Raw genomic sequence first — 23,660 nt, forward strand, 5'->3', positions numbered from 1 at the left:
GCTGCGCCCGCGCTCGGACTACAAAGTCCAAGCTACAGGCCGTTATTTTGCCCCATGCAGCCTACTTCCGCCACCGACTACCGCCCCCTCATTCGCCAGGCTTTTGCCGAGATGGAAAAAGTAGTAGTGGGCCAGCAGGCGCTGGTCAGCCGCTTGCTCATCGGCGTGTTCACGGGCGGCCACATCTTGCTGGAAGGCGTGCCCGGCCTGGCCAAAACGCTCACCGTGAGCACGCTGGCCCAGGTGCTGCACCTGCACTTTCAGCGCGTGCAGTTCACGCCCGACCTGCTGCCCTCCGACCTCATCGGCACAATGGTGTACAACCAAAACCAGTCGGTGTTCGAGGTCAAGAAAGGCCCCATCTTCGCCAACCTCGTGCTGGCCGACGAAATAAACCGCTCGCCGGCCAAGGTGCAGAGCGCCCTGCTCGAAGCCATGCAGGAAAATCAGGTCACCATCGGCGACACTACCTACCTGCTCGACCGCCCCTTCCTGGTGCTGGCCACCCAAAACCCAGTGGAGCAAGAGGGCACCTACCCGCTGCCCGAGGCCCAGGTCGACCGCTTTATGCTGAAAGTCCACGTCGACTACCTCAAAAAAGCCGACGAGCTGGAGGTGATGCGCCGCATGGCCAACCTCGGCTTTCGGGGCGACGTGCAACCGGTGCTCACCAAAGAAGACATTTTCGGCATCCGCGACCAGATAAACCAAATCCAGATTTCCGACACCCTCGAAAAGTACCTCATCGAGCTGGTGTTTGCCACCCGCCGCCCCGCCGACTACGACCTGCCCGAATTTGCCCAGGCCGTGCAGTTCGGGGCCAGCCCGCGCGCCAGCATCGCGCTGCACCGCGCCGCCCGCGCCGTGGCCTACCTCGACGGCCGCGACTACGTGCTGCCCGAAGACATCAAGGACGTAGCCCAGGACGTGCTCAACCACCGTATTCTACTGTCCTACGAGGCCGAGGCCGACGGTATCAAGACGCAGGACTTAATTGAGGGGATTCTACGGAAGGTGCCGATTTCGTAAATTTTTGCTAGTCAATTGACATCAACCCACCAGTAGTATTTGCTTGATTATGTATAAATTACCTGACCTTGAGCTAGTAGCTGAAAAGGTACACGAGTCGTGGCTGCTTAATAAGCGCGCCTTGGGGGTTACGAGTCGGCTGAGCGAAACCGGCGAAGAACTGATGGTATCCTACAGCCAATTGAGCGAGCCCGCTAAAGAATTGGACCGGGTGACGGTGCGCGCGGTATATGCGGCTATTGAAGCAGCCTCGCAGTAGTAAGTCGGTGAAGAAAGCAGTAGGCCAGCGCCTTTTGCTATTCCCTTCAGCAACTCAAGCAGCAGGGGCTTGCCCCACTGGCTAAGTAGTTTTTTCGCGTTCCTCGTCATTTCCAGGATGAGTAGAGGGTTGCCAGTAACCCCGCACTCTGAATGCCCAGTGTTTGCCGACGCTGGGCATTCGTCTTTCCAGGAAAGTCGGTTGTAGGTCGCGGGGCATAACCCCAACGCGAATGGCAGCAAAGGTAAGGCTTGATTTTAGCCATTTTGCCTATGTGCTGTCCTTGAAGCTGCGCGTTAGGTGAGTAGCGATTCTTCCAAAATTCCCCGCATCCGCGCCGCCAGCGCCACCCGGTTAAACTCTGCCCGCGCCAGCATCCGCCCGCGCTCGCCCGCCGCCGCTAACTCAGCCGCATCACCCAGCGCCGCCCGCAGCCGCTTGGCTAGCGCCGCCGCGTCGCCAGCCGGGGCGTACCAGCCGCAGCCGTGCTGCTCGACCAGCGTTTTGGTCCAGCCGGGATTGGTGACGACTACCGGCGTGCCCACGGCTAGCGCGTCGTAGAGCTTGGCCGGCGAGTTGGCATCGAGCACCGGCAGGCCCAAGAAGGACACCACGGCCACATCGGCCAGCGCAAACCAGCTGAAAACCGCGTGGCGCGGCTGCCCGCCCACCAGCCGGATGCGCCCCGGCCAGCGCGCCGCCGCCGCCGCCACCAGCGGCGCATAGTAGCCGTGGCCCAGGAAGAGCCAGGTCACGGCCGGGTCGGCGGCTACCAGGGCTTCGGCGGCGGCCACCACGGTGGGCATGTCGTTGGCTCGGCCGAAGGTGCCAGCGTAGAGCACTACCTGTTGGTTTTCCAGCCGCTGCGCGCGGCGCAGGGCGGCCACGGCGGCCGGCGTGGCGCGGGCCGCCAGGTCGAGGTCGGTGCCGTTGAGCAGGGTAGTGATTTTAGCGGTCGGAATGCCTAAGTCGGCCACGTAGCGGCTCATATCGGGTGAGAGCGGCACGATGTGCGCCGCGCTTTCATAGAGCCGCTTTTCCAGCGCGAAAAGCTGCTGCCGGGCCAGCGTCGTGGGCACCGCGCCCATCGCCACCGGGAAGGAGGGCCACAAATCCTGCACTTCAAATACCCACGGCACCCGCCAGTGCCGCGCCACCCGCGCCGCCGCCCAGGCCGCCGTCAGCGGCGTGCTGATGCCCCACACCACGTCGGGCCGGTCAATTTTGCGCCCCGCGCGCACCGCCCACGCCGCGTACTGCGCAAAAGCCAGCGCCCGCCGCGCCGGCCCCATCTTGTTGTCGTAGGGAATATTCGCCTCCAGCAGCTCCACCCCCGGCGGCACCCAGGCAAACTCCTGCGTAAGCTGCTGGCTGCGCCAGGCGGGCGTGGTCAGCAGCGTTACGCGGTGGTGCTTCGCCAGCTCGGCCAGCAGCGTGTAGTGCCGGCTCGTGGCCGGGCAGTCGGGGCTGGTGTGGTACTGGCTGAAAACGGCGAGATGCAAGAGAGTTTTGAGTTTCGGGTTTTGAGTTTTGAGTTAGGAGCTGTGAGCAAAGTCAACTCAAAACTCAGCACTCAAAACTCTTAACTCTTTTTGGGTCGATAATGCGACTGGTCGAGGATGCGCTGGGCGCTGGGCTCGGCCATGAGCTGGGCCAGGGTTACGTCGGCGTGCTCGGCCATGTACTTGCGGATGATTTGCAGGCCTACCCACTGGCCCACGCGGCCGGGGCAGGTAGCGTCGATTTCGGGCACGTTGGGGCGCTCGGCCACGTATTTCTGAATGAGAAAGGGCGTGGTGGCGTACAAGATGTTCTTCTCCAGAAAGTGCCCCCACACCTTGCCTTCGTTGGCTTCGAGGCCCACCAGTTCCTTGCGGGTGTAGCCCATTAGAAGTGAATCGGGCGTGCAGGGCAGCATCCGCTCGGCGAAGTATAGGCGCTTGCCCTGGCTTATCATTTCATCGAGCACAGAGGGGGCCACCGTGGGCCGGCGCGGCACGTACTTGCCCGCCACGGCGGTGGCCAGCGTGGGCAGCAGGTTTTCGGGGCGGTAGCGGCGCAGCATGTAGCCCGGCAGGTCGGGCCGGTAGCTGGCCTTCGGCCCGGCAAACCAGTCTAGGCTCAGCACCAATAAGCTGTCATTCACAAAGATATCCTTGCCCAGCAGCCCGCTCACGTAAGTAGCCGTCACGGGCGGGGTTTTAAAGTCGGGGAAGTAGTATTTCACCTTTCCGAATAGCGTGCCTAAGCTCTGGCGCAGGGTAGTCGAGTCGGGAAAAGCGGCTTCCGTTTCGCGGCCCAGCTTCTGCAATTCGGGGCTGGTAGCCAGCTGTGCCAGGCTGCCGGCCAGCGCCTGCGGCGATGGCGCCTGCCCCACCTGCAAATAGTAGCGCGCCACGGCCGGATGCGCCTGCATGAATTGCAACCCTTCGGCCGCATTTTTTATCTGAAAGAATGGTCGCTCCAGGCGCTCTAGTCGTACGGGGGCAGCGGGGGCACTGGCGGCAGGGTCGGGGCGGCAGCCGGCTTTGTCTTGCGGCTGGCAGCCGGCCAGTAGCCCGGCCAGCCCCAGGGCCAGCGCGGGGTAGTAAACAGATATTTTCACGGTCGACTTACTTTTGCACAAAATTACACTTTTCCAACGTCGTGCTATACCGTTAATCGTTCCATAGCCGTTTCATTTTCACTTTATGAAAAAAGCACTCCTCACCGTGGCCGCGCTCGCGCTGGCTCCCGCCGCTTTCGCACAGGTAGAAATCGGCCTCAAAGTATCGCCCAGTATCTCATTTCTGCGTACCGATTCACCGTCGGGTACCAACTTCTCGTCCGAAAGCTCTAAGTTCAGCTTCGGCGGCGGCATTTTCATGGATTACTTCTTCGGTGAGAATTACGCCTTTAACACGGGGCTTTTCTTGACAGGCAAAGGCGGTACCATTGCTTACAATGAGGTGCCGCCGACGGTAGGTGGCCCCCGTAGCGTGCGTGTTGAGCAAAAAATCACCATGCAGTACCTGGAACTCCCGCTGACGGTCAAGCTTTTCACCAACGAAGTGGCCCCCGACACTCGCCTTTATTTTCAGGTGGGCGGCTCGATTGCCGTGCCCGTGCAGACGCGCATTAATGGTGAAAAGTATTACACTGACTTTTACGACAATGCCAACCAAACTAAAGCCGGCAGCCACGTATTTGACATCGATGCCAACCTCATCGGTGGCTTCGGCGCTGAGTATCAGCTCGGCCAGAGCACCAAGTTCCTGGCCGGCCTCAGCTACCACCACGGCCTGATTGACACCGACCGCTACTTCGAGAAAACGCGCAACTTCGACAGCGTGAACATCAAAAACAGCATCTTCTCGCTCGACCTCGGCCTCAAATTCTAATCACTGATTAGCACGGATTTTTTCGGATTTCACGGATTTTGTGGACGACTTAAATGCTGCTAACAAGAAGGGCTGCCTCGCTAGAGGCAGCCCTTCCATTTTCTAGCCAACTAAGCGTGAGCCGTCCACAAAATCCGTGAAATCCGAAAAAATCCGTGCTAATCAGTGATTTCGACAATTTCTCGGTCCTGCGCCCGCGCCATCGCGGCCGAGGCCGAGTGCAGCTCAATCTGCTCGCCGTGCTCGTCTTCGATGCGGAAGTCGGTGAGGCCGAGCGAGGTATCTTTCATTACCTTCACCCATTTGTAGTACTTGAGGTACCACTTCATCTGGCGGCTCACGAGGCCCTTGGTGTAGAAAGCGTGCAGGAACGGATGCACGAACAGCGTGATACCAGCCTGATTTTGATTGAGCAGCAAATCGTCGATGCTGTTGTCAATCTCATCCGTAACCTGGATGGAAGCCGAAATTTTGCCCGTGCCGCCGCAGGTGGGGCACACCTCGCCGGTCACGATGGTTTCGGCCGGGCGCACCCGCTGGCGGGTGATTTGCATGAGGCCGAACTTGGTGATAGGCAAGATAGTAAACTTGGCCTTGTCCTGCTTCATGATGTGGTACACCGCGTCTTCTACCTTCTTGCGGCTCTCAGCGGCGCGCATGTCGATGAAGTCTACCACGATGATGCCGCCCATGTCGCGCAGGCGCAGCTGGCGCGCTACTTCCTTCGCGGCTAGCAGGTTAATCATGAGAGCCGTAGCCTCCTGGTCGTTTTCCTGGTTGCTTTTCGAGCCCGAGTTCACGTCGACTACGTGCAGGGCCTCGGTATGCTCTATCACGAGGTAGCCGCCGCCGGGCACGCTCACGGTCTTGCCAAACAGCGTTTTCAGCTGTTTCTCAATGCCCAGGTGCTCAAATACTTTGGCCTTGTTGTTGTGCAGCTTCACCAGCCCGGCTTTATCGGGGGCGATTTTCTGCACGTAGGTTTTCATTTCCTCGAAGCGGGCCGGCGTGTCCACCACAATCGAGTCGAACGACTCGTTGAGCATGTCGCGCAGCATCGAGGACGTGCGGCCGAGCTCGCCGAGGAGCTTGTCGCGGGGCTGGCCCTTGCGGAGGTTTTGGTACAGCGTTTCCCAGTTTTCGACCATGCTTTGCATGTCGCGGTCGAGCTCGGCTACCTCGTGCCCCTCCGCCACGGTGCGGATGATGACGCCGAAGCCCTCGGGCTTGATGCTGGCAATGAGCCGCTTGAGCCGGTCGCGCTCCGCTTTGCTCACTATCTTTTTCGAAACGCTGATGGTATTGCTGAAGGGCATCAGCACGAGGTAGCGGCCCGCCATCGAAATGTCGGTGCTCACGCGCGGCCCCTTGGTCGAAATCGGCTCCTTGATGACTTGCACCAAAATGGCCTGGCCCTTTTTGAAAACGCTGTCGGCCTTGCCAACTTTTTCAAGCGGCGCTTCCAGAGTAAAATTCTCCAGGCCAGCGCTTTGAGCCTGGTGCTTCATCACCCCGTTCACCCACTTATTGAGGGAAGGGTATTGCTCACCCAGGTCGCCGTAGTGCAGAAAGGCGTCCTTTTCGGAGCCGATATCCACGAAGGCCGCGTTGAGGCCAGGCATCACCTTGCGCACGGTGCCCAGGAAGATGTCACCCACCGCATAGTTGGTGTCGTTGCGGTCGAAGTGATACTCAATCAGCCGCTTATCCTGGAGCAAGGCAATCCGCTCACCCTCGGGGGTCGAATTGATTATTAATTCATTGCTCAACGTATTAGGTTCGTTAAAATAGCTCCTAGCCGGCTTTGCCGACATGGGTTGCCCCGAAACTGGCAAAAGGGAAGCCAGGACCAAGAGCGTCCCAGCTTCCCCTCGCGAGCCACGGCCACGGCCTTTTTGCAAAGAGCCGGCTGGCACACCACGTTAGTCGTCCGCGTGGCGGAGGCTACGTGAGAGATAGGCGGGCTGCTGACTTCGGGCCAGCCGCCCCACCCCCTACACCGCACGAAGTCAGAAGATTACTTCTTCTTGTGGCGGTTTTTGCGCAGGCGCTTCTTGCGCTTGTGGGTGGCGATTTTATGGCGTTTACGTTTTTTACCGCAAGGCATCTTGTTAGGAGTTAAGAGTTAAAAGTTTTGAGTTCTGAGTTGAGTCAGTCGGAATCGGGGCACAAAAGTAGGAAATTGCTGGGCAATTTCCGTTTCGTTGCTTTGCTCTTCCAGTTGAATCAGTGCAATTTGGCCAGTTCCTCATCCACCGACGCGGCGAGGGCCGGGTCTTGGCTGAGGCTTTTGGCCTTGAGGAAAGCCGCCTTGGCCTGAGCTACCCGGTTGGTGCGGGCCAGCGTCACGCCGAGGTAAAACTGTCCTTCCACGTTATTGGGGTTGACCTTAATAAGCTGCGCAAAGCGGTCGGCCGCCTTGTCAAACTGGTTGCTCTGGATGGCCAGCACGCCCAGGTTGTACAGCACTTTTTCGTTTTGGGGGTCTTGCGCCAGCACTTCCCGTAGCAGCGAAATTCCCTTCACGGGATTGTCGCTGCTCATATAGGCCATGCCCAGGTTGGTTTTGGCGTCAAGGTTGTTGGGGTTAGCAGTCAGTACGTTGTCGTACAGCTCCCGCGCCCGCGTACCCAGCATCTGCTTGCGCTCTTCCGAGGAGGCGAAGCTATAAGCTTGAAAATAAGCGTCGGCCGCTGCCTGCCAGGCTTTTTCGCTGGGCTTGGCTTGCGCCACGGTAGCCAGGTAGTAGCCCGCGCTGTCGAAGCGCTGCACGGCTTTGTAGCTGGTAGCCAGCTGCGTAGCCACTGCGAGGCGGCCCGCCGCTGGGGCAGCTTTGTACTGCGCCAGCAGCGTATTCAGTTCCCGGCGCTGGTCGGCATTGGCCTGCGTGTGCGGGGCAGCGGCGGTGCCGCCGGCGGCTTCCGGCCCGATAGTACCCGTCTCGGCCGGACGCGGGCCGGACGAGGCGTCGGTCTTCGAGCCGTTGGTAGCCATGCCGCCGCCGTCGGGGGTGGCGGTGCGGGCGGCATCCTGGCGGAGCGCCGCTTTGCCTTCCTTGGGCTTCACAATGCCCTTGGGCAAGGCGTAGAGCCCCCCGGCCAGCGCCAACGCGCCAACCAGCAGCAGGGCCTGATGCGTACCAGTGCGGGAAAGTGACATAAGCAGGGCAGAAGCAAAAGCAGTGGGGCAAGAAGGCCGGAGGCGACAGCTAAAGCCCAACGGGCTGGCCATCACCGCGCTAACCTTCTCACCCCACTACCTTTTCACCTCAAATTAAAACTAAGACTTAGCTTTTTTGGCTTTCGGAGCCTTCTTCGGCGAAGCTTCTTCGCCAACAACTTTTTTGCTGCCTTTGATTTTGGCTACAAAAGTTTTGCTGGGCTTAAAGCTCGGAATGTAGTGCTCGTCGATGATGAGCGACGTGTTCTTAGAGATGTTGCGAGCTACTTTGCGGGCGCGCTTCTTGTTTACGAACGAGCCGAAGCCACGCACGTAAATGTTGTGGCCCTCGGTCATAGAGTCCTTCACTACTTTGAAGAAGGCTTCTACGGTCGTCAGCACATCGGCTTTCTCAATGCCGGTTTTCTGCGAAATCTCGGAAATTACCTCAGCTTTGGTCACGTTGGTAAGGGGGTACTGGAAGTGAAAAAAATAAATTAGCGGATGGTTAGTCCTCCGATTTCCACCGTAAGCCCTTGCCCGGTAAGGGGTTGCTAGTGGAAATCGGACCACAAAGGTACTCCTTTTTTTTCGTTTAGCCAATGGTTGACCTCAAAATTGGCTTCTCTCAAAATATTCTGTCTCATTCTTTTGCTTGTTTCCACTGCTCCGCCGCCCGCTTTGCCGGCCCCGTCTTTCCTAGCCGCCGCCCTGCTCGGCTGGTACCCCCGCCACCGCCGCGACCTGCCCTGGCGCCACACCCGCGACCCCTATGCTATATGGCTATCTGAAGTTATCTTGCAGCAAACCCGCGTGGCGCAAGGCTTGCCGTATTACCTTGACTTTCTGACTTCTTACCCCACCGTGCAAGATTTGGCCGCCGCCCCCGAGCAGGAGGTGCTGCGCCACTGGCAGGGCCTGGGTTACTATTCCCGCGCCCGCAACATGCACTACACGGCCCAGCAGGTAGTGGGAGAATTTGGCGGCCAGTTTCCGGGCACCTACGCCGGCCTGCGCCAGCTAAAAGGCGTGGGCCCCTACACGGCGGCGGCCATCGCATCTTTTGCGTTCGATGAGGCCGTGGCGGTGCTCGATGGCAACGTTTTTCGGGTTTTGGCGCGCATTTTTGGCCTGCATTCCGATATCGCGGCCCCCAGCTCGCGCAAAGAATTTCAGGCCGTGGCCGACGCGCACCTGCCCCCGGCCCACGCCGCCGAGTTCAACCAAGCCATCATGGAATTTGGCGCGCTGCAATGCACTCCCCTCAAACCCGACTGTTTGTTCTGCCCCCTGCAAAGCCAGTGCTGGGCCTTTCAGCACGGGCAGGTGGCGCTGCTGCCGGTCAAAAGCAAGGCTAAGGCCACGCGCACGCGCTACTTCCACTATCTGGTGCTGCGCCACGGCGAGCAACTCTATCTGAAGGAGAGGCCGGGTGGCGACATCTGGCAGGGCCTCTACGACTTTGCCCTGGTCGAAACTGATACTGCCAACTTACCCACCGCCGAGGTGCTGCGCCACGTGGAGGCCCTGGGTGGCGTGCCCGACACGAGCCGCGTGGCCGAAGACCGGCCCGCGCCTACCCTCAAGCACGTGCTGAGTCACCAGAAACTCGAAGCCCGCTTTCACGCCGTAGCGCTGGCCACCCCGCTGCCAGCGGCCGCGTTGCAGGATATGGGGTTGCGGGCGTACTCGGCGGCGGAGATTGAAGAACTGCCTAAACCAGTGCTGATTAGTAATTACTTGGCTAAGGTTAGTTAAAGTTGGCTATTGTTGGGTGTAGCGACGCATCTTTGCGTCTCGTCGTTGTTTGGCTGCTCAGTATCAGACGTAATAGCGATGAGACACAAAGATGCGCCGCTACACCCGTCTTGTTAACTGCCCAATTGCAACGGCAAGCTAGCGCTACGCAGCAGGATTTTGCTATTTATTTTGGTAAGAAATTACCAATAAAATTTGCAAAATCCGGCTGCTAGGTGTAATTTTAAACCGTCGAAAGCCTCGCGCTCCCGACAAGGTTCAGTTCACTTTTTAAACTAGCGTAGACTAGCAACTATCATGGCCGGAGTAAACAAAGTAATACTGGTGGGCAACCTCGGCAAAGACCCCGAAGTGCGCCACCTCGAAGGCGGCAACAGCGTAGCCAACTTCACCCTGGCGACCAACGAGTACTACAAAGACAAGCAAGGTGCCCGTGTCGAGCGCACCGAGTGGCACAATATCTCGGCCTGGCGCGGCCTGGCCGAACTGGCCGAGAAATACCTGAAAAAAGGCTCGCAGGTGTACGTAGAAGGCAAGCTACGCACCCGCCAATACCAAGACAAAGACCAGCAGACGCGCTACATCACCGAGATTATCGCGGAGGAAATTTCGCTGCTCGGCGGCCGGCCGGGTGGAAGCACTAGCGGCGGCAACGGTAGCAGTGGTACTGGCAACGCCAATGGCCCCAACGGGGCCGACGAAAACGTGAGCCTGCGCCAAGAACCCGAACTAGACCAACTCCCGTTCTAGACCGCAGATTCAAACAGATTTTTAGGATTTAACGGATACGCCCGCTGCGCGGGCTGGCTTTTGGGGGCTGCCGGCTTTTGGGCCGGTGGCCTCTTTTGGTTTGTTTGGCTTTATCTGGGGCTGGGAAATTGGTTGTGTTTGGGTGGGATAATAGCTAGTCTGCTACCCGTGCGGGCGGGCTTATCTTTGAGGAATTTCCAGTTACTTATGCTTTATAAAATGCTAGCGCAGTTTGGCAAAACAGGGGTAGTGCTGGCGCTGTGCGCCGGGGTAGTAGCCTGCTCGTCGGAAACCGAGTTTACGCCCAAGCCCAAGGGCTACAACCGCATCGACCTGCCCGCGCACGCCTACCGTGAGCTGGGGCCGGGCCACCCGTATACCTTCGAGTATTCTAAGTACGCTAAGGTGTTGCGCGACTCGTCGTACCTGGCGCAGCCTGATTGGCTCAATATCTACTACCCGCAACTGCATGCTAACGTGCAGATTACGTACACCAACGTAGTGCGCGACCGCAAGCTCTACAATAAAATGATGGAGGATGCGCGCAAGCTCACCGGCAAGCACCAGATAAAGGCGACCTCGATTGAGGAAAAAATCCTGCGCACGCCGAACGGCTTACGCGCCTCGGTGTTTGAACTAGAGGGCGAGGTGCCGAGCCAGTTTCAATTTTACACCACCGATAGCACCAAGCACTTCTTTCGTGCCGCGCTCTACTTCCGCACCGCCACCGACAACGACTCGCTGGCCCCGGTGATTGAATACGTGAAGTACGATATGATTAAGATGCTCAACTCGTTGAAATATAATAAATAATATTGTTATGCTGAGCATAGCGAAGCATCTCGCTCGCCTCGTTGTTAACAGTTAGCTTTACTGCGCCACGCGAGATGCTTCGCTGCGCTCTGCATGACGGGCGTACTCGTTATACATGAGTAATTTCTTCAATACCAAGCTCGAATACCTGCGGGGCGTAGGTGCGCAGCGGGCGCAATTGCTGGGCAAGGAACTGGGGCTGTTTACCTACGGCGACCTCATTCAGCGCTACCCGTTTCGCTACCTCGACCGCACGCAGTTTTATAATGTAGTAGACCTGCACGACGACATGCAGTTCGTGCAGGTGAAGGGCGTGCTGCGCGGCCGCGAAGTGATAGGCGAGGGGCCCAAAAAGCGCATGGTCGCTAAAGTCGGCGACGCCAGCGGGGAGCTGGATTTGGTTTGGTTTAAGGGCGTGAACTACCTCGAAAAGGTCGTTAAAAACCATCAGGAATACATCGTTTTTGGCAAGCCTACCATGTTCAACGGTCGGCCCCAGATGGCGCACCCCGAGCTAGAAGAAGTAACTGAGCAGAAGGCCGGGCAAAGCTTTTTGCAGCCGGTGTACAACACCTCGGACAAGCTGCGCAACTACCACCGCGTTGACAGCAAGGCGATTATGCGGATGGTGAGCGACTTGCTCAAAATCGCGCTGCCGCAGATTACCGAAACGCTCTCGCCCGAACTCATTCAGCAATACGGGCTGATGGGCAAGGCCGAGGCCATGCAGCAGATTCACTTTCCGCAGAACGCGGATACGCTGCAACGCGCCCGCTTCCGGCTCAAGTTTGAAGAGCTGTTTTACGTGCAGCTCAAGCTGCTGCGCCAGAAAGACCAGCGCAAGGTTACGCTCTCGGGGCAGATTTTTAACGAAGTGCCCACGCTGGTGCATTTCTACAAGAATATCATGCCCTTCGACCTCACAGGGGCACAGAAGCGGGTTATCCACGAGATTTACAAGGACTTCCTGGCCGGCAAGCAGATGAACCGCCTCTTGCAGGGCGACGTGGGCTCGGGCAAAACCATCGTGGCCTTCATCGCCATGCTGATGGCTGCCGACAACGGTGCGCAGAGTTGCCTGATGGCCCCGACCGAAATCCTGGCCGACCAGCACTACCAAGGCCTGAAAGTGTACGCCGACCAACTCGGCATCAACCTTGGCAAGCTCACTGGCAGCACGCCCACCCGCGTGCGCCGCGAACTGCACGAGCAGTTGCGCGCCGGCGAAATGCAGATGCTCGTGGGCACCCACGCCTTGCTCGAAGACGTGGTGCAGTTCCGCAACCTGGGCCTGACTATTATGGATGAGCAGCACCGCTTCGGGGTGGCGCAGCGCTCGAAATTGTGGCAGAAAAACCCCTACGTGATACCCCACGTGCTGGTGATGACGGCCACGCCCATCCCGCGCACGCTGGCCATGACACTCTACGGCGACCTCGACGTGAGCGTGATTGACGAGCTGCCCGCCGGCCGCAAGCCCATCGTGACAGTGCACCGCTACGACGCCAACCGGCTGAAAGTGTTTCAGTTCATTCGCGACCAAGTGGCGCTGGGGCGGCAGGTGTACATCGTGTACCCGCTCATTGAGGAAAGCGAAACGCTCGACTATAAAGACCTCACCGACGGCTACGAAAGCGTGAGCCGCGCCTTTCCGGAGATGCAAATCAGCATCGTGCACGGGCGCATGAAGGCCGAAGAAAAGGACTTCGAAATGGCTCGCTTCGTGAAAAAAGAAACCCAGATAATGGTGGCGACCACCGTTATCGAAGTAGGCGTAAACGTGCCCAACGCCTCGGTGATGGTGATTGAGAGCGCCGAGCGCTTCGGCCTTTCGCAGCTGCACCAGCTGCGTGGGCGCGTGGGCCGCGGGGCCGACCAGAGCTACTGCATCCTGATGACGGGCTACAAGCTGAGCAAAGATAGCCGCACCCGCCTTGAAACGATGGTGCGCACCAATAACGGCTTCGAGATAGCCGACATCGACCTCAAGCTGCGCGGCCCCGGCGACCTCATGGGCACGCAGCAAAGCGGCGTGCTCGACCTACTCATTGCCGACTTGGCCAAGGATGGCCGCATCCTCACCGAAAGCCGGGCCGCCGCCCAGGCCATCCTGCACGACGACCCCGAGCTGACGCGGCCCGAACACGGTAACATCCGCCGCCATATCGAAAGCCTACCCGCTACGGCCGTGAACTGGAGCCGAATAAGCTAACAATTTGGTAATTAAGTGCAATAAAAAAGCGGCCATTTGGCCGCTTAAAAATTTTAGAGGAAATAGCCGGTGGGCTGCTGCGGCTGCAAGGGCGTGGGCTGCATCTGCTCAGGCTGGGTAGGATTGGTGTAGCGGGCCAGGGCCAGGGGTAGGGTACGGGGGGTAGGGGCGGGGTGGGCAGCTACCGAAGTGGTGGCTGCTGGCTGCAAATAGCGCCCGGTGATGATGAGGGCGAACAGCAAGCCAACTTTTGCGAAAGATTTCATAGGGTGGTTTCGGCTGGGCAGGCAGCGCCTGGGGCCGAGGTTAGTGTGTAGTATTCTTGATTTTCAGGAAGTTAATAAATGGGTGGGAGATGGATGGAAGAGCGAGGGAGCAGTGCTGGAACAGCGCGGCCATTAAACGAAGGAAATGGCCGATAGTTGCAACGGTAGTGATTGATAGGGCAAAAATAGCTGATAATTAGTAGGGAAAGTTTTTGCCGAACCATTTAGCTGGCCGGGGCGGCCGCTACGCGGGGCACTTTGGTAGCTTAGTTGAGTGCCAGGGGGTATTTTTGGCCTCATCTGCCCGGTTGGGCAGCCCCTGTTATTTTTTGGTTATGCGTCGTTTTGTAGTTGCCCTCGCACTGGTAGCCGGGCTAGGAGGCAGTGGCCGCTTGGCCCTGGCCCAAAAGGTGAAATCGGCACCCTTCAGCTACCTGCCCGAGCAGGGCGAGGACCGCTACAACCAGCGCGTGCCCCGCAAAACGCTGGCCCTGGCCGATGGCAGCGGCTTCGTAATCCTGGCTCACCAAAGTGGCAGCAGCTACAACGTAGAGCGCTACACTAGCGACCTTAAAAAGCAGTGGAGCACCACGCTACCCATCGCGCCCGGCGAAACCGTGGAGGCCTTCGGCCGCAGCGCCGACCAGGCCTGGGTAGTGTTGCACCACGCCGACGAAAGCGGCCAGAACCTGACCGTGCAGCCTGTGGGCTTGGCCAGCGGTACCAAAGGCACCCCCGTGGTGCTCGTGACGGCTGCCGCCACCGACCGCCGCCCCGCCGTGCGCCTCTCGCCCGATGGCACCCGTCTGCTGGCGTACCGCTACGAAACCAGCGACCAGCAGATTCGCAGCTTGGTGGGTTCGCTCTACGACCAGAAGCTGACTAAAATTCTGGACCGAACTTATGATTTTCGTGACTTGGGCGACTTTTTTTCGCCCAACATCCTGCTCGCCAACGATGGCACGCAGTACGTAACGCTGCTCAGCGACCGGATGCGCCGCCTCACCGTGCGCCGCTACCCGGCCGCGGCCGGCGCTACGGCCCCCACCGCCGTGCTGGGCGCGCCCATGGGTGGAGTATTTGAGAGCCAGCCCATTACCATTCGCGATGCTAAATTCAGTCTGTTGCCCGATGGCCAACTGTACGCGGCCGCGCTGTGCGGCAACTACAACACCGGCGAACTGACCAGCCTCAAGGTAGTGCGCTTTGACTTCGACGCCAACCGCCTGCAAATGGCCCCCGAACTGCCCTTCTCAGCCGCTTACCTCGCCGAAACCAATAAGGCCACCAGCGCGCAGGCCAAGCGCCTGGAAGACATTTACCTGGCCGATATGCTGCTCTCGGAGGAGAAAAACCTGGTAATCCTTGCCGAACGGCACTTTGAGGAAGGCGGCCCCGACCAGCCGGTGCACGCCCGCGAGCTGCACGTGTTCGGCTATACGTCGTTTGTGGCACCACCCTGGCACACGGTAGTACCCAAAGACCAGGTGGCCCCGGCCATCGACAGCTACACGGGCATCGGCTTCCGGGCGGCCGTCTTTGGCGAAGATGTGCAACTGCTGACTCTGGAAAATATCGTTGGCAAGTCGGACCTCTACCTGCGCCACCTGCAAGCGCGCACCGGCGTCATCGGCCCGCCCCAGCGCCTCAAGCTCAACGTGGCCAATGACCAGCAACTGGCCTACGTCAAAGACTTCACCACCTGGCTCGGCCCCAAGGAAATCATCGGCGTCAGCCGCCCCAGCAAAAAATCGGCGGCGCTCCAGCTGAACGAAGTGAAGCTCAAATAATCACTGATTAGCACGGATTTTTTCGGATTTCACGGATTTTGTGAACGCAAGAAAGGCCGCTCGATGGGCGGCCTTTCTATTTGCTTCCAGGGCGATTGCTAATCGTCTACAAAATCCGTGAAATCCGAAAAAATCCGTGCTAATCAGTGATTTAGTAGACGTACTCGTTGGCCTCAATCAGCCCGGCCGCTACGCGGCGGCGGGCGTCTTTCACGTTGAAGAGGTCGGGCTTGGTAAAGCGTTTCAGGCCCATGCTCATCAGGCGCTGCTCGTCGCCCTCGGTCATGCTGGCGATGGCTTCGCGGCCAGACTTTTCGACCAAGTCGATGGCGTCGGAGAGGTACACGCGGGCCATGTCGAGTTGGCGGCTCAGGGCTTCTTCGCCTTTGGTGGCGATTTCCTTTTCTACGCGCAGTAGGGTGCTTTCGGCGGTGTAGGTTTTGATGGCCATGTCGGCAATGTTCATCAGCACTTCCTGCTCTTTGGCGAGCGAGTTCATGTACTTCTGCACGGCCGTGCCAGCCACCATTAGCGTGGCTTTCTTGAGGTTGGCGATGGCTTTTTTCTCAGCGGCGAAGGCCGAGTCGTCGCTTTCGCCCATGCTCGGGATGCTCATCAGCTCCTGCTGCACGGCCTGGGCCGGGCCCATGAGGTCGAGCTCGCCTTTCAGGCCCTTCTTCAAAATCATGTCCACGGCCAGCATCCGGTTGATTTCGTTGGTGCCTTCAAAGATTCGGTTGATGCGCGAGTCGCGGTAGTTGCGGTCCATGGGGTAGTCGGCCGAGAAGCCGTAGCCGCCATAAATCTGCACGCCCTCATCGGTCACGTAGTCAAGCACTTCCGAGCCTTCTACTTTCAGCATGGCGCACTCCACGGCAAACTCGCGGGCCGCGCCCAATAGGGCCTCGTTGGTGCCCAGGCCGCTGGCCAGCAGCTCCTGCTCCTTGCGGTAAATGTCCTCGCCGGCGCGGTAAATGGCCGACTCCACGGCGTACATCCGGATGGCCTGCTGCGCCAGCTTGTAGCGAATGGCCCCAAACTTCGAGATGGGCAGCTTGAACTGCACGCGCTCGTTGGCATACTTCACGCTCTGCGTGGCCGTGGCTTTGGCCCCGCCCAGGCAGGCGGCGGCCAGCTTGATGCGGCCGATATTCAGCACGTTGAACGCGATAAGGTGGCCTTTGCCAATCTCGCCCAGCACGTTTTCCTTGGGTACCAGCGCATCGGTCAGGAACACCTGGCGGGTGCTGCTGCCCTTGATGCCCATCTTGTGCTCCTCGTTGCCGAGGCTCAGGCCGGGCGTGTCCTTGTCCACGATAAAGCCCGTGAACTGCTCGCCGTCAATCTTGGCAAACACGATAAACACGTCGGCAAAGCCGGCGTTGGTAATCCACATTTTCTGGCCGTTCAGCACGTAGTGCGTGCCTTCGGCGTTGAGCACGGCCTTGGTTTTGGCACCTAGGGCGTCGGAGCCCGAGCCGGGCTCGGTGAGGCAGTACGCGCCCATCAGCGTGCCATCGGTGAGGCCGGGGATGTATTTCTGCTTCTGCGCGTCGTTGCCGAAATATAGAATCGGCAGCAGGGCGATACCCGTGTGCGCCGCAAACGCCACCGGAAACGAGTTGCCGCCGCCCACGCCTTCCGTCACGCGCAGCGCGGTCGGGAAGTCCATGTCGAGGCCGCCAAACTGCTCGGGCACGCTCACTCCAAACAAGCCGAGCTGACCGGCTTTTTCCATCAGGCCGCGCATGAGGCCCTCCTCGTGGTTGTCGAGGCGCTCTACCAGCGGGCGCACCTCGGTTTCCACGAAGTCGAGGCAGGTCTGGTACATCATGTTCTGCTCCTCCGAAAAGTCGGCGGGCGTGAAAACGTCTTGAGCCTCCGTGGCTTTGATGATGAATTCACCGCCCTTGGGAGCGGTTTTGTTGGATACTTCCATGATGAACTATGCGGTTGAATGGGAATTAAATTGTTAGGCTAGCCTACTATTTAGGCAACAACGCGCCGGGCGTTTTGGTGTTGCAAGATAAGAAAAAAAATGTTAGGCGTGCCGACTATTTAAGGAAAAGAAAACCCCGATTATTTCGGGGTAGTTCTATGGGAGTGGCCTGCTTACAGCCACTTGAACGGTCCGTGCCAGGCATCATCCAGCGGCCACACCTTTACATTTGATACTCCCAGTTGCTGTTGCAGCCAAGCCGCCACGGCTTCCCGGTCGGTATCGGTGGTACTGTCCCGACCCGGACGAGTTATATAGCAGCATTCTGTTATTAATCCTTGTATTTTTAAGAATTTGCTGAAGGCGACCCACAAAGGGCTCCAGTCTTCTTCAAGCGGCAAGTTGATGTCGAAATCAACATAAAAGCCCATCTGTCGAAACTCTTGAAGCCGCAGCTTCTTGCGTAGGCGCTTTTTCATACAGCCACTTATTGCGGTTTAATGCTGACAGGAATATTGAAGCTTACCGCGACGGCCTTACCATTTTGACGGCCGGGCGTGAATTTTGGGAAAGCGCGCACGGCAGCTAATATCGCGCTATCGAGAGCGGGTGAGTTGCTGCTATCCACTATTTTAATGTCACGAACATAGCCATCAGGCCCCACTTCAAAATGCACAATTGCCCTGTCATAGCCCAGTTCAATGGCGGATTTTGGTAGGCGAATACGTCTCTGAAAACTGTTCACTATCGCCTGCATCCCGCCGCCGCCCGGTAGCTGCGGCATCTGCTCCACGAAGGTGTACACCTTCTCCGGCGCAGGTTTTGGCGTGCTGGCCACTGGCGGCTTCGGAGCCTCATGTTGCGCGCAGGCGCTCAGTGCCAAGGCCAGTAGCCACGCGGTAGCAGTCAGTCGGTTCATAGCACAAAATAATGGCTATGAAGGTAGTAAGCAGCCCTAATAAAAAAGAAGCCCCGCGTTTCCACGGAGCTTCTTGCTGCAAAATCTATTCCTGCGGCGGCGTTTTCAGCCGCTGCATAAAGGCTTTAAAAGCCGGGGCCAGTTCCTCAAACAGCGCGTGCTGCCGGTTCTTGAGCATCACCTCGCTGAAGAGCTTCAGGCCGATGGCAAACTCGGTCGATTGGCCCGGCTCGGCAAAAAGCTGCCGGCTTTGCAGCCGCTCGACGATGCTGAAAATGTCGTCGTGATTCTCAAAATCCAGCTCCAGCGGTGCGTGCTGGGGGCTGTCGGGCGCGATGCCGGCCACCTGTTCCAGGCGCAGGCGGTACTTATAAGCGCGTTTGCTCATGGGTTGCTACAAAAGGTATTGGCCCGGGTAGACGCGCGAGCGCGGGCTTTACTTTAGCAACTCGTAGATGCCCGCCACGCCCTGGCCGCCGCCTACGCAGGCGGTGACCATGCCGTATTTCTGGCCACGCGCGCGCAGCTCGTCGAAGAGCTGAATCGAGAGCTTGGCCCCCGAACAGCCCAGCGGGTGGCCCAGGGCAATGGCCCCGCCGTTCACGTTGAGCTTGTCGGGGTCGATGCCGAGCTCGCGCACCACGGCCAGCGACTGGCAGGCGAAGGCTTCGTTGAGCTCAATCAGGTCGATATCTGCGAGCTGGAGGCCGGCCTGGCGCAGGGCTTTCGGCACTGCCTTTATCGGCCCCATGCCCATAATGCGCGGGTCGATGCCCTCGCTGGCGTAGGTCACCATGCGGGCGATGGGCTCCAGATTCAGCTCCTTCACCATTTTCTCGCTCATTACCAGCACAAACGCCGCCCCGTCGGAGGTCTGCGACGAGTTGCCGGCCGTGACCGAGCCATTGGCGGCGAACACGGGGCGCAGGCGGGCCAGGGCTTCGAGCGAGGTGTCGGCGCGGGGGCCTTCGTCGGTATCCACCACGTAGGAGCGGGTTTTCTTCTTGCCGGTGGCTTGGTCGAGGTAGGTTTCCTCCACCGTGATGGGCACGATGCTCGGCTTAAACTTGCCCGCCGCGATGGCTTTGATGGCTTTCTGGTGCGAGTTATACGAAAACTCGTCTTGGTCTTGGCGACTGATTTTGTAGTCGTTGGCCACGGCTTCGGCCGTCAGGCCCATGCCGATGTAGTAGTCGGGGTGCTGCGTGGCGAGCTTGTAGTTGGGCGCGGTTTTCCAGCCCACGGTGGGCACCATGCTCATGCTTTCGGTGCCGCCCGCAATGATGCAGTCGGCCATGCCGGCCGTGATTTTGCCCACCGCCATCGCGATGGTTTCCACGCCCGAACCGCAGTAGCGATTCACGATGAGGCCCGGCACGTTGATGGGCAGCGCGAGCAGCGAGATGAGGCGGCCCATTTGCAGGCCCTGCTCGGCCTCGGGCACGGCGTTGCCCACGATGACGTCATCGACGCGGCTGGGGTCGAGGGCGGGCACCGAGGCCACGAGGTGCTTGATAACCTCGGCGGCGAGGTCGTCGGGCCGGGTGAAACGGAAGACGCCCCGCGGGGCTTTGCCGACGGCCGTACGGTAGCCGGCTACGATATATGCTTGTTGGGAAGACATTTACTAAGACATGAGACGTTAGACATGAGACATGAGAAGGGGCGCTTGAGCTGTCGTGCGCCGCGCTTCTTATGCTTTATTCAGGCTGATTTGCGTGTCTATTTTCTGCTGAAACGCATACAGCAAGCGCTCTACTTCATCAATTTGACCTTCAGCTTGCAGCAGTTGTTCAGGGCTGATAAAACCAAAATTAGCGGCCAGTATCAGCTGCGTATGTAGTTCATTGCAAGAGCCGTTGGCAATGCGCAGAAACTGCGCAAACTCTTTGTTTCCACCGCGCCCGGCACCTTCGGCAATGTTCGACGGAATCGAAACGGCCGACCGGCGCATCTGAGAGGTTAGCCCCGTTCGCTCATTGCTTGGGAACTCGGCGCACAGGCGATAGACGGTGCGGGCAACGTCCATGGCGCGTTGCCACACGATGAGCTCTTTGAAGCGATGCTTGAACATGGAGTTGGTTTGTTAAGACGTTTTGAGATTACTAAGACATGAGACGTTAGACATGAGACATGAGAAGGCTATTTATGCTTTCGTCAGGATTCTCATGTCTCATGTCTAACGTCTCATGTCTTAGTAATCTCAAAACGTCCTCTTAATCTCTAATTCCGCAACGGCTTGCCAGTAGTCAAAATCGACTGAATCCGCTCCAGCGTCTTGCGCTCGCCGCAGAGGCTCAAAAACGCCTCGCGCTCCAAATCCAGCAAGTACTGCTCGCTCACTTCGGTGGGAGAGGAGAGGTCGCCGCCGCACATCACGTAGGCCAGCTTGTTGGCAATTTTCTCGTCGTGCTCCGAGATGTAATTGCCCGCCTTCATGGCGTACACGCCGCTCATGAACATGCCGAGCGCGCCCCGGCCGTGTACCTTGATGTTGGTTTTCTGGCTCGGCTGCGAGTAGCCGGCATCGGCTAGCTCAATAGCCGCGGCCTTGGCCTGCGCGATTACGCGGTTAGCGTTCACCACAATCTCGTCGCCCCGGCGCAGGTAGCCTAGGTCGAACGCCTCAGCCGCCGAGGTCGAAACCTTGGCCGTGCTGATGGTCATGTACGTGTTGCGCAGCAGGTTAAACTCCGGCTCACCTTCCTCGTACTTGGCCGCCGTGCGCAAGGTCATTTCCTTGGTGCCGCCGCCGCCGGGTATCAGGCCCACGCCGAATTCGACGAGGCCGATGTACGACTCGGCCGACGCCACCACGCGGTCGCAGTGCAGGTTCAGTTCGCAGCCGCCGCCCAGGGTGAGGCCGTGCGGCGTGCCCACCACTGGGATGCTGCTGTAGCGCATCCGCATCATGGCCTGCTGAAACTGCTGAATCATCATATTCAGCTCGTCAAATTCCTGCTCCAGCGCCTGCATATACACCAGGCCCAGGTTGGCCCCGGCCGAGAAATTCGGCGCGTCGTTGCCCACCACGAGGCCGCGGTAGCCGGCTTCGGCCATCTCCACGCCTTTCAAAAGACCTTGGATAACATCGGTACCCAGCGAGTTCATCTTAGAGTGGAACTCCACGTTCAGAATACCGTCGCCTAGGTCGATAACCGACGCGCCGGCGTTCTTCCACAGCACCTTGCCGCTGGCCCGCAGGTTATCGAGAATAATGAAATTCTCCACGCCCGAAACCGGCTGGTACTGCTGGCTTTCCTTGTCGTAAAACTTACGTACGCCGTTCTCCACCTTGTAAAAAGTCGAGTTGCCAGCCGCCAGCATCTCCTCGACCCATGGCGCTACCGTGCGCCCGGCTGCCTTGGCCAAGTCGATACCCGCCTGTACCCCCAGCGCGTCCCAGGTTTCAAACGGCCCCAGCTCCCAGCCGAAGCCAGCGCGCAACGCGTCGTCAATCTTATAAAGTTGGTCAGCGATTTCGGGCACGCGGTTGCTCACGTAGGCGAAGAGGCTGCCGAAGCTCAGGCGGTAAAACTCGCCCGCTTTATCCTTGCCGCTCACCAAGACTTTAAAGCGGTCAGCCAGCTTGTCAATGCTCTTGGTCATCTCCAGCGTGGCAAACTTCACCTTTTGCGAAGGCTTGTATTCCAGCGTGTTCAGGTCCAGCGCGTGGATTTCTGACTTGCCGCCCTCACCCTTCACTTTCTTGTAGAAGCCCTGGCCGGTTTTGTCACCCAGCCACTTGTTTTCGCCCATCTGCTTCACGAAGTCGGGCAGTACAAATACGTCCTTGGCCTCATCATTCGGCAGGCCCTGGGCTAGCCCGTTGGCTACGTTGATGGTCGTGTCCAGCCCCACCACGTCGGAGGTGCGCAGCGTAGCCGACTTGGCGTGGCCGATAACCGGGCCGGTAAGCTTGTCGGTTTCTTCCACCGTCAGGCCGAGCTTCTGCATGGTCTGCATAGCATCGAGTAGGGCAAATACGCCCACGCGGTTGGCGATGAAGCCGGGCGTATCCTTGGCCAGCACCACCGTTTTGCCCAGGTACAAATCGCCGTAGTGCAGCAGAAAATCCACTACTTCCGGCTTGGTTTCTGGCGTCGGAATAATCTCCAGCAGCTTCAAATAGCGCGGCGGATTAAAGAAGTGCGTGCCCGCGAAATTCTCCTTAAAATCCTGCGAGCGGCCCTCGGCCAGCAGGTGAATCGGGATGCCCGAGGTGTTGCTCGTAATCAGCGTGCCCTTCTTGCGGAACTGCTCCACGCGCTCGTAAAGGCTCTTTTTAATGTCGAGCCGCTCTACCACCACCTCAATCACCCAGTCGCAGGTAGCAATATCCTTGAGGTTGTCGTCGAAGTTACCGGTCTTGATGCGGCTCACCTCGCTCTTGCGGTACAGCGGCGAGGGATTGGCCGCCACGGCCGCCTGCAAGGCGCTGTTCACGATGCGGTTGCGCACGACGGGCGCGTCCAGCTTCAGGCCTTTTTTCTCTTCATCGGCCGTCAGCTCCTTGGGCGCGATGTCGAGCAGCAGCACCGGCACGCCGATGTTGGCGAAGTGGCAGGCAATGCGCGAGCCCATGACGCCGGAGCCCAGCACGGCAACTTTCTTGATGGTACGTTTCATATAAAGTAGCGCGGGCTTGGTAGTCCGCGTTGGGTGGGAAATTATATACTAAGACATGAGACGTTAGACACGAGACATGAGAAAGCGAATAAGGCTTTTACTCCTTCGCCGGGGTTCTCATGTCTCATGTCTAACGTCTCATGTCTTTTATGAAGCTTCCTTGCGCGGTTTCAGCTCAAAGTCATCAAAGAGCGTCTTGCCCTCAATCATGCTCGTAATCTGCCCGGCTACCTTGAAGAACACATCGAGCTGGCCCTGCGGGATTTTAGCCCGCATCTTCTGGTTGAAATGCCGCACGGTCTGGCGCGAAACCTCTTTTTTCTCCAGCCCCAACTCGGTCAGAAAAATGCGAACCGAGCGCTTGTCCTGCGTATCGGCCTGCTTGTAAATCAGGCCTTTCTCTTCCATGCTGCGCAAGATGCGCGTAAGCGAGCGGGTTTCGAGGCCCAGCAGCGGCGCTATTTTGGTGGCCGGCGTGCCCTGCTCCTGGTCGATGTTGAGCAGCACGAAGCCGATGCTAGTTGTGATGTCGTAGCGGGCGGCCTGCGTGTTGTACATGCGCGAAATGGCGTGCCAGGCTACTTTAATGTTGTAATCGACGGTTTCTTCGGGTTTCATGCGGGCGGGGATAGAGCGGTAAACTTACGAAGAAATTTGTTAGGCTTGCATACTAAAAGTAGCTTGGACTTTGTAGTCCGAGCGCTCGCGCAGCAAGCATCTACATTGACATAGCCGATTATAGGCTTTATCAAACGCA

At 58.6% G+C, this 23,660-nt stretch carries 22 protein-coding genes; 8 read left to right on the plus strand and 14 right to left on the minus strand.

Translation table 11 applies throughout. From position 1 onward, the window contains the following. Positions 1–54: 54 nt before the first annotated feature. On the plus strand, positions 55–1,029 hold the full coding sequence (locus tag VFO93_RS07040; protein ID WP_325133642.1) for a MoxR family ATPase: 975 nt from the start codon (positions 55–57) through the stop codon (positions 1,027–1,029). 49 nt (positions 1,030–1,078) lie between these two features. Next, positions 1,079–1,288 carry a hypothetical protein gene (locus VFO93_RS07045; protein WP_325133643.1) on the plus strand — a complete coding sequence of 70 codons (210 nt, stop codon included), beginning with the start codon at positions 1,079–1,081 and terminating at the stop codon, positions 1,286–1,288. A gap of 296 nt (positions 1,289–1,584) precedes the next feature. Here VFO93_RS07045 and VFO93_RS07050 read toward each other — a convergent pair whose 3' ends face one another. Beyond that, positions 1,585–2,790, minus strand: coding sequence for a glycosyltransferase family 4 protein (locus VFO93_RS07050; protein ID WP_325133644.1), 1,206 nt, complete (start codon positions 2,788–2,790; stop codon positions 1,585–1,587). Between the two features lie 80 nt (positions 2,791–2,870). Beyond that, the gene (locus tag VFO93_RS07055; RefSeq protein ID WP_325133645.1) at positions 2,871–3,893 is read right to left on the minus strand and encodes a gliding motility lipoprotein GldB; all 1,023 of its coding nucleotides are present in this window, start codon (positions 3,891–3,893) and stop codon (positions 2,871–2,873) included. Positions 3,894–3,978: 85 nt separating this feature from the next. Here VFO93_RS07055 and VFO93_RS07060 point away from each other — a divergent pair, with 85 nt between their 5' ends. Further along, positions 3,979–4,668 (plus strand): porin family protein, encoded by a 690-nt coding sequence (locus VFO93_RS07060; RefSeq protein WP_325133646.1) that lies wholly within the window; start codon positions 3,979–3,981, stop codon positions 4,666–4,668. Positions 4,669–4,826: 158 nt separating this feature from the next. On the opposite strand, the gene VFO93_RS07065 is transcribed toward VFO93_RS07060, so the two are convergent. The 3 genes from VFO93_RS07065 to VFO93_RS07075 all read right to left on the minus strand — a co-directional run bounded on the left by VFO93_RS07065 (position 4,827) and on the right by VFO93_RS07075 (position 8,289). Continuing rightward, complete coding sequence (locus tag VFO93_RS07065; RefSeq protein ID WP_325133647.1) at positions 4,827–6,437, minus strand: Rne/Rng family ribonuclease; 1,611 nt, start codon at positions 6,435–6,437, stop codon at positions 4,827–4,829. Positions 6,438–6,894: 457 nt separating this feature from the next. Beyond that, positions 6,895–7,827 carry a tetratricopeptide repeat protein gene (locus VFO93_RS07070; protein WP_325133648.1) on the minus strand — a complete coding sequence of 311 codons (933 nt, stop codon included), beginning with the start codon at positions 7,825–7,827 and terminating at the stop codon, positions 6,895–6,897. 120 nt (positions 7,828–7,947) lie between these two features. Further along, on the minus strand, positions 7,948–8,289 hold the full coding sequence (locus tag VFO93_RS07075) for an HU family DNA-binding protein (protein ID WP_325133649.1): 342 nt from the start codon (positions 8,287–8,289) through the stop codon (positions 7,948–7,950). Between the two features lie 189 nt (positions 8,290–8,478). Between VFO93_RS07075 and mutY the strand changes: the two genes are divergently transcribed. From mutY to recG, 4 genes are all read left to right on the plus strand, one after another. After that, on the plus strand, positions 8,479–9,585 hold the full coding sequence (mutY, locus tag VFO93_RS07080) for an A/G-specific adenine glycosylase (RefSeq protein ID WP_325133650.1): 1,107 nt from the start codon (positions 8,479–8,481) through the stop codon (positions 9,583–9,585). Between the two features lie 297 nt (positions 9,586–9,882). Then, the gene (locus VFO93_RS07085) at positions 9,883–10,335 is read left to right on the plus strand and encodes a single-stranded DNA-binding protein (RefSeq protein WP_325133651.1); all 453 of its coding nucleotides are present in this window, start codon (positions 9,883–9,885) and stop codon (positions 10,333–10,335) included. 219 nt (positions 10,336–10,554) lie between these two features. Next, positions 10,555–11,148, plus strand: coding sequence for a gliding motility lipoprotein GldD (gene gldD, locus VFO93_RS07090; RefSeq protein WP_325133652.1), 594 nt, complete (start codon positions 10,555–10,557; stop codon positions 11,146–11,148). A 115-nt stretch (positions 11,149–11,263) separates the two neighbouring features. Next, positions 11,264–13,360 carry an ATP-dependent DNA helicase RecG gene (gene recG / locus VFO93_RS07095; RefSeq protein ID WP_325133653.1) on the plus strand — a complete coding sequence of 699 codons (2,097 nt, stop codon included), beginning with the start codon at positions 11,264–11,266 and terminating at the stop codon, positions 13,358–13,360. 53 nt (positions 13,361–13,413) lie between these two features. Here the strand turns inward: recG and VFO93_RS07100 are convergent, their stop codons facing one another. Beyond that, positions 13,414–13,626: a hypothetical protein gene (locus VFO93_RS07100; RefSeq protein WP_325133654.1), complete on the minus strand. Its 213-nt coding sequence runs from the start codon at positions 13,624–13,626 to the stop codon at positions 13,414–13,416. 335 nt (positions 13,627–13,961) lie between these two features. Between VFO93_RS07100 and VFO93_RS07105 the strand changes: the two genes are divergently transcribed. Continuing rightward, positions 13,962–15,416 carry a hypothetical protein gene (locus tag VFO93_RS07105; RefSeq protein WP_325133655.1) on the plus strand — a complete coding sequence of 485 codons (1,455 nt, stop codon included), beginning with the start codon at positions 13,962–13,964 and terminating at the stop codon, positions 15,414–15,416. A 151-nt stretch (positions 15,417–15,567) separates the two neighbouring features. Here VFO93_RS07105 and VFO93_RS07110 read toward each other — a convergent pair whose 3' ends face one another. The 8 genes from VFO93_RS07110 to VFO93_RS07145 all read right to left on the minus strand — a co-directional run bounded on the left by VFO93_RS07110 (position 15,568) and on the right by VFO93_RS07145 (position 23,521). Next, positions 15,568–17,355, minus strand: a complete 1,788-nt coding sequence (locus VFO93_RS07110) for an acyl-CoA dehydrogenase family protein (protein ID WP_325133656.1) — start codon at positions 17,353–17,355, stop codon at positions 15,568–15,570. Between the two features lie 173 nt (positions 17,356–17,528). Further along, a complete protein-coding gene (locus tag VFO93_RS07115) occupies positions 17,529–17,834 on the minus strand; it encodes a 50S ribosome-binding protein YggL (RefSeq protein ID WP_325133657.1) in 306 nt (101 codons plus the stop codon). Between the two features lie 8 nt (positions 17,835–17,842). Next, positions 17,843–18,274: an energy transducer TonB gene (locus tag VFO93_RS07120; RefSeq protein WP_325133658.1), complete on the minus strand. Its 432-nt coding sequence runs from the start codon at positions 18,272–18,274 to the stop codon at positions 17,843–17,845. 85 nt (positions 18,275–18,359) lie between these two features. Next, positions 18,360–18,662 carry a DUF3861 domain-containing protein gene (locus tag VFO93_RS07125; RefSeq protein ID WP_325133659.1) on the minus strand — a complete coding sequence of 101 codons (303 nt, stop codon included), beginning with the start codon at positions 18,660–18,662 and terminating at the stop codon, positions 18,360–18,362. 48 nt (positions 18,663–18,710) lie between these two features. Next, on the minus strand, positions 18,711–19,898 hold the full coding sequence (locus VFO93_RS07130) for an acetyl-CoA C-acyltransferase (RefSeq protein ID WP_325133660.1): 1,188 nt from the start codon (positions 19,896–19,898) through the stop codon (positions 18,711–18,713). A 69-nt stretch (positions 19,899–19,967) separates the two neighbouring features. After that, the gene (locus VFO93_RS07135) at positions 19,968–20,348 is read right to left on the minus strand and encodes a four helix bundle protein (protein ID WP_325133661.1); all 381 of its coding nucleotides are present in this window, start codon (positions 20,346–20,348) and stop codon (positions 19,968–19,970) included. A gap of 149 nt (positions 20,349–20,497) precedes the next feature. Next, positions 20,498–22,903: a 3-hydroxyacyl-CoA dehydrogenase/enoyl-CoA hydratase family protein gene (locus VFO93_RS07140; protein WP_325133662.1), complete on the minus strand. Its 2,406-nt coding sequence runs from the start codon at positions 22,901–22,903 to the stop codon at positions 20,498–20,500. Positions 22,904–23,050: 147 nt separating this feature from the next. Beyond that, a complete protein-coding gene (locus VFO93_RS07145; protein ID WP_325133663.1) occupies positions 23,051–23,521 on the minus strand; it encodes a MarR family winged helix-turn-helix transcriptional regulator in 471 nt (156 codons plus the stop codon). Positions 23,522–23,660 lie beyond the last annotated feature (139 nt).

The organism is Hymenobacter sp. (assembly GCF_035709525.1).
GTDB lineage: Bacteria > Bacteroidota > Bacteroidia > Cytophagales > Hymenobacteraceae > Hymenobacter.

Bases quoted from the DNA above. Each gene is read 5' to 3' on its own strand.
- VFO93_RS07040 (WP_325133642.1), top strand. From the start codon at position 55: ATGCAGCCTACTTCCGCCACCGACTACCGCCCCCTCATTCGCCAGGCT.
- VFO93_RS07045 (WP_325133643.1), top strand. From the start codon at position 1,079: ATGTATAAATTACCTGACCTTGAGCTAGTAGCTGAAAAGGTACACGAG.
- VFO93_RS07060 (WP_325133646.1), top strand. From the start codon at position 3,979: ATGAAAAAAGCACTCCTCACCGTGGCCGCGCTCGCGCTGGCTCCCGCC.
- VFO93_RS07070 (WP_325133648.1), bottom strand. From the start codon at position 7,827: ATGTCACTTTCCCGCACTGGTACGCATCAGGCCCTGCTGCTGGTTGGC.
- VFO93_RS07085 (WP_325133651.1), top strand. From the start codon at position 9,883: ATGGCCGGAGTAAACAAAGTAATACTGGTGGGCAACCTCGGCAAAGAC.
- gldD (WP_325133652.1), top strand. From the start codon at position 10,555: ATGCTAGCGCAGTTTGGCAAAACAGGGGTAGTGCTGGCGCTGTGCGCC.
- recG (WP_325133653.1), top strand. From the start codon at position 11,264: ATGAGTAATTTCTTCAATACCAAGCTCGAATACCTGCGGGGCGTAGGT.
- VFO93_RS07100 (WP_325133654.1), bottom strand. From the start codon at position 13,626: ATGAAATCTTTCGCAAAAGTTGGCTTGCTGTTCGCCCTCATCATCACC.
- VFO93_RS07105 (WP_325133655.1), top strand. From the start codon at position 13,962: ATGCGTCGTTTTGTAGTTGCCCTCGCACTGGTAGCCGGGCTAGGAGGC.
- VFO93_RS07110 (WP_325133656.1), bottom strand. From the start codon at position 17,355: ATGGAAGTATCCAACAAAACCGCTCCCAAGGGCGGTGAATTCATCATC.
- VFO93_RS07115 (WP_325133657.1), bottom strand. From the start codon at position 17,834: ATGAAAAAGCGCCTACGCAAGAAGCTGCGGCTTCAAGAGTTTCGACAG.
- VFO93_RS07120 (WP_325133658.1), bottom strand. From the start codon at position 18,274: ATGAACCGACTGACTGCTACCGCGTGGCTACTGGCCTTGGCACTGAGC.
- VFO93_RS07125 (WP_325133659.1), bottom strand. From the start codon at position 18,662: ATGAGCAAACGCGCTTATAAGTACCGCCTGCGCCTGGAACAGGTGGCC.
- VFO93_RS07130 (WP_325133660.1), bottom strand. From the start codon at position 19,898: ATGTCTTCCCAACAAGCATATATCGTAGCCGGCTACCGTACGGCCGTC.
- VFO93_RS07135 (WP_325133661.1), bottom strand. From the start codon at position 20,348: ATGTTCAAGCATCGCTTCAAAGAGCTCATCGTGTGGCAACGCGCCATG.
- VFO93_RS07140 (WP_325133662.1), bottom strand. From the start codon at position 22,903: ATGAAACGTACCATCAAGAAAGTTGCCGTGCTGGGCTCCGGCGTCATG.
- VFO93_RS07145 (WP_325133663.1), bottom strand. From the start codon at position 23,521: ATGAAACCCGAAGAAACCGTCGATTACAACATTAAAGTAGCCTGGCAC.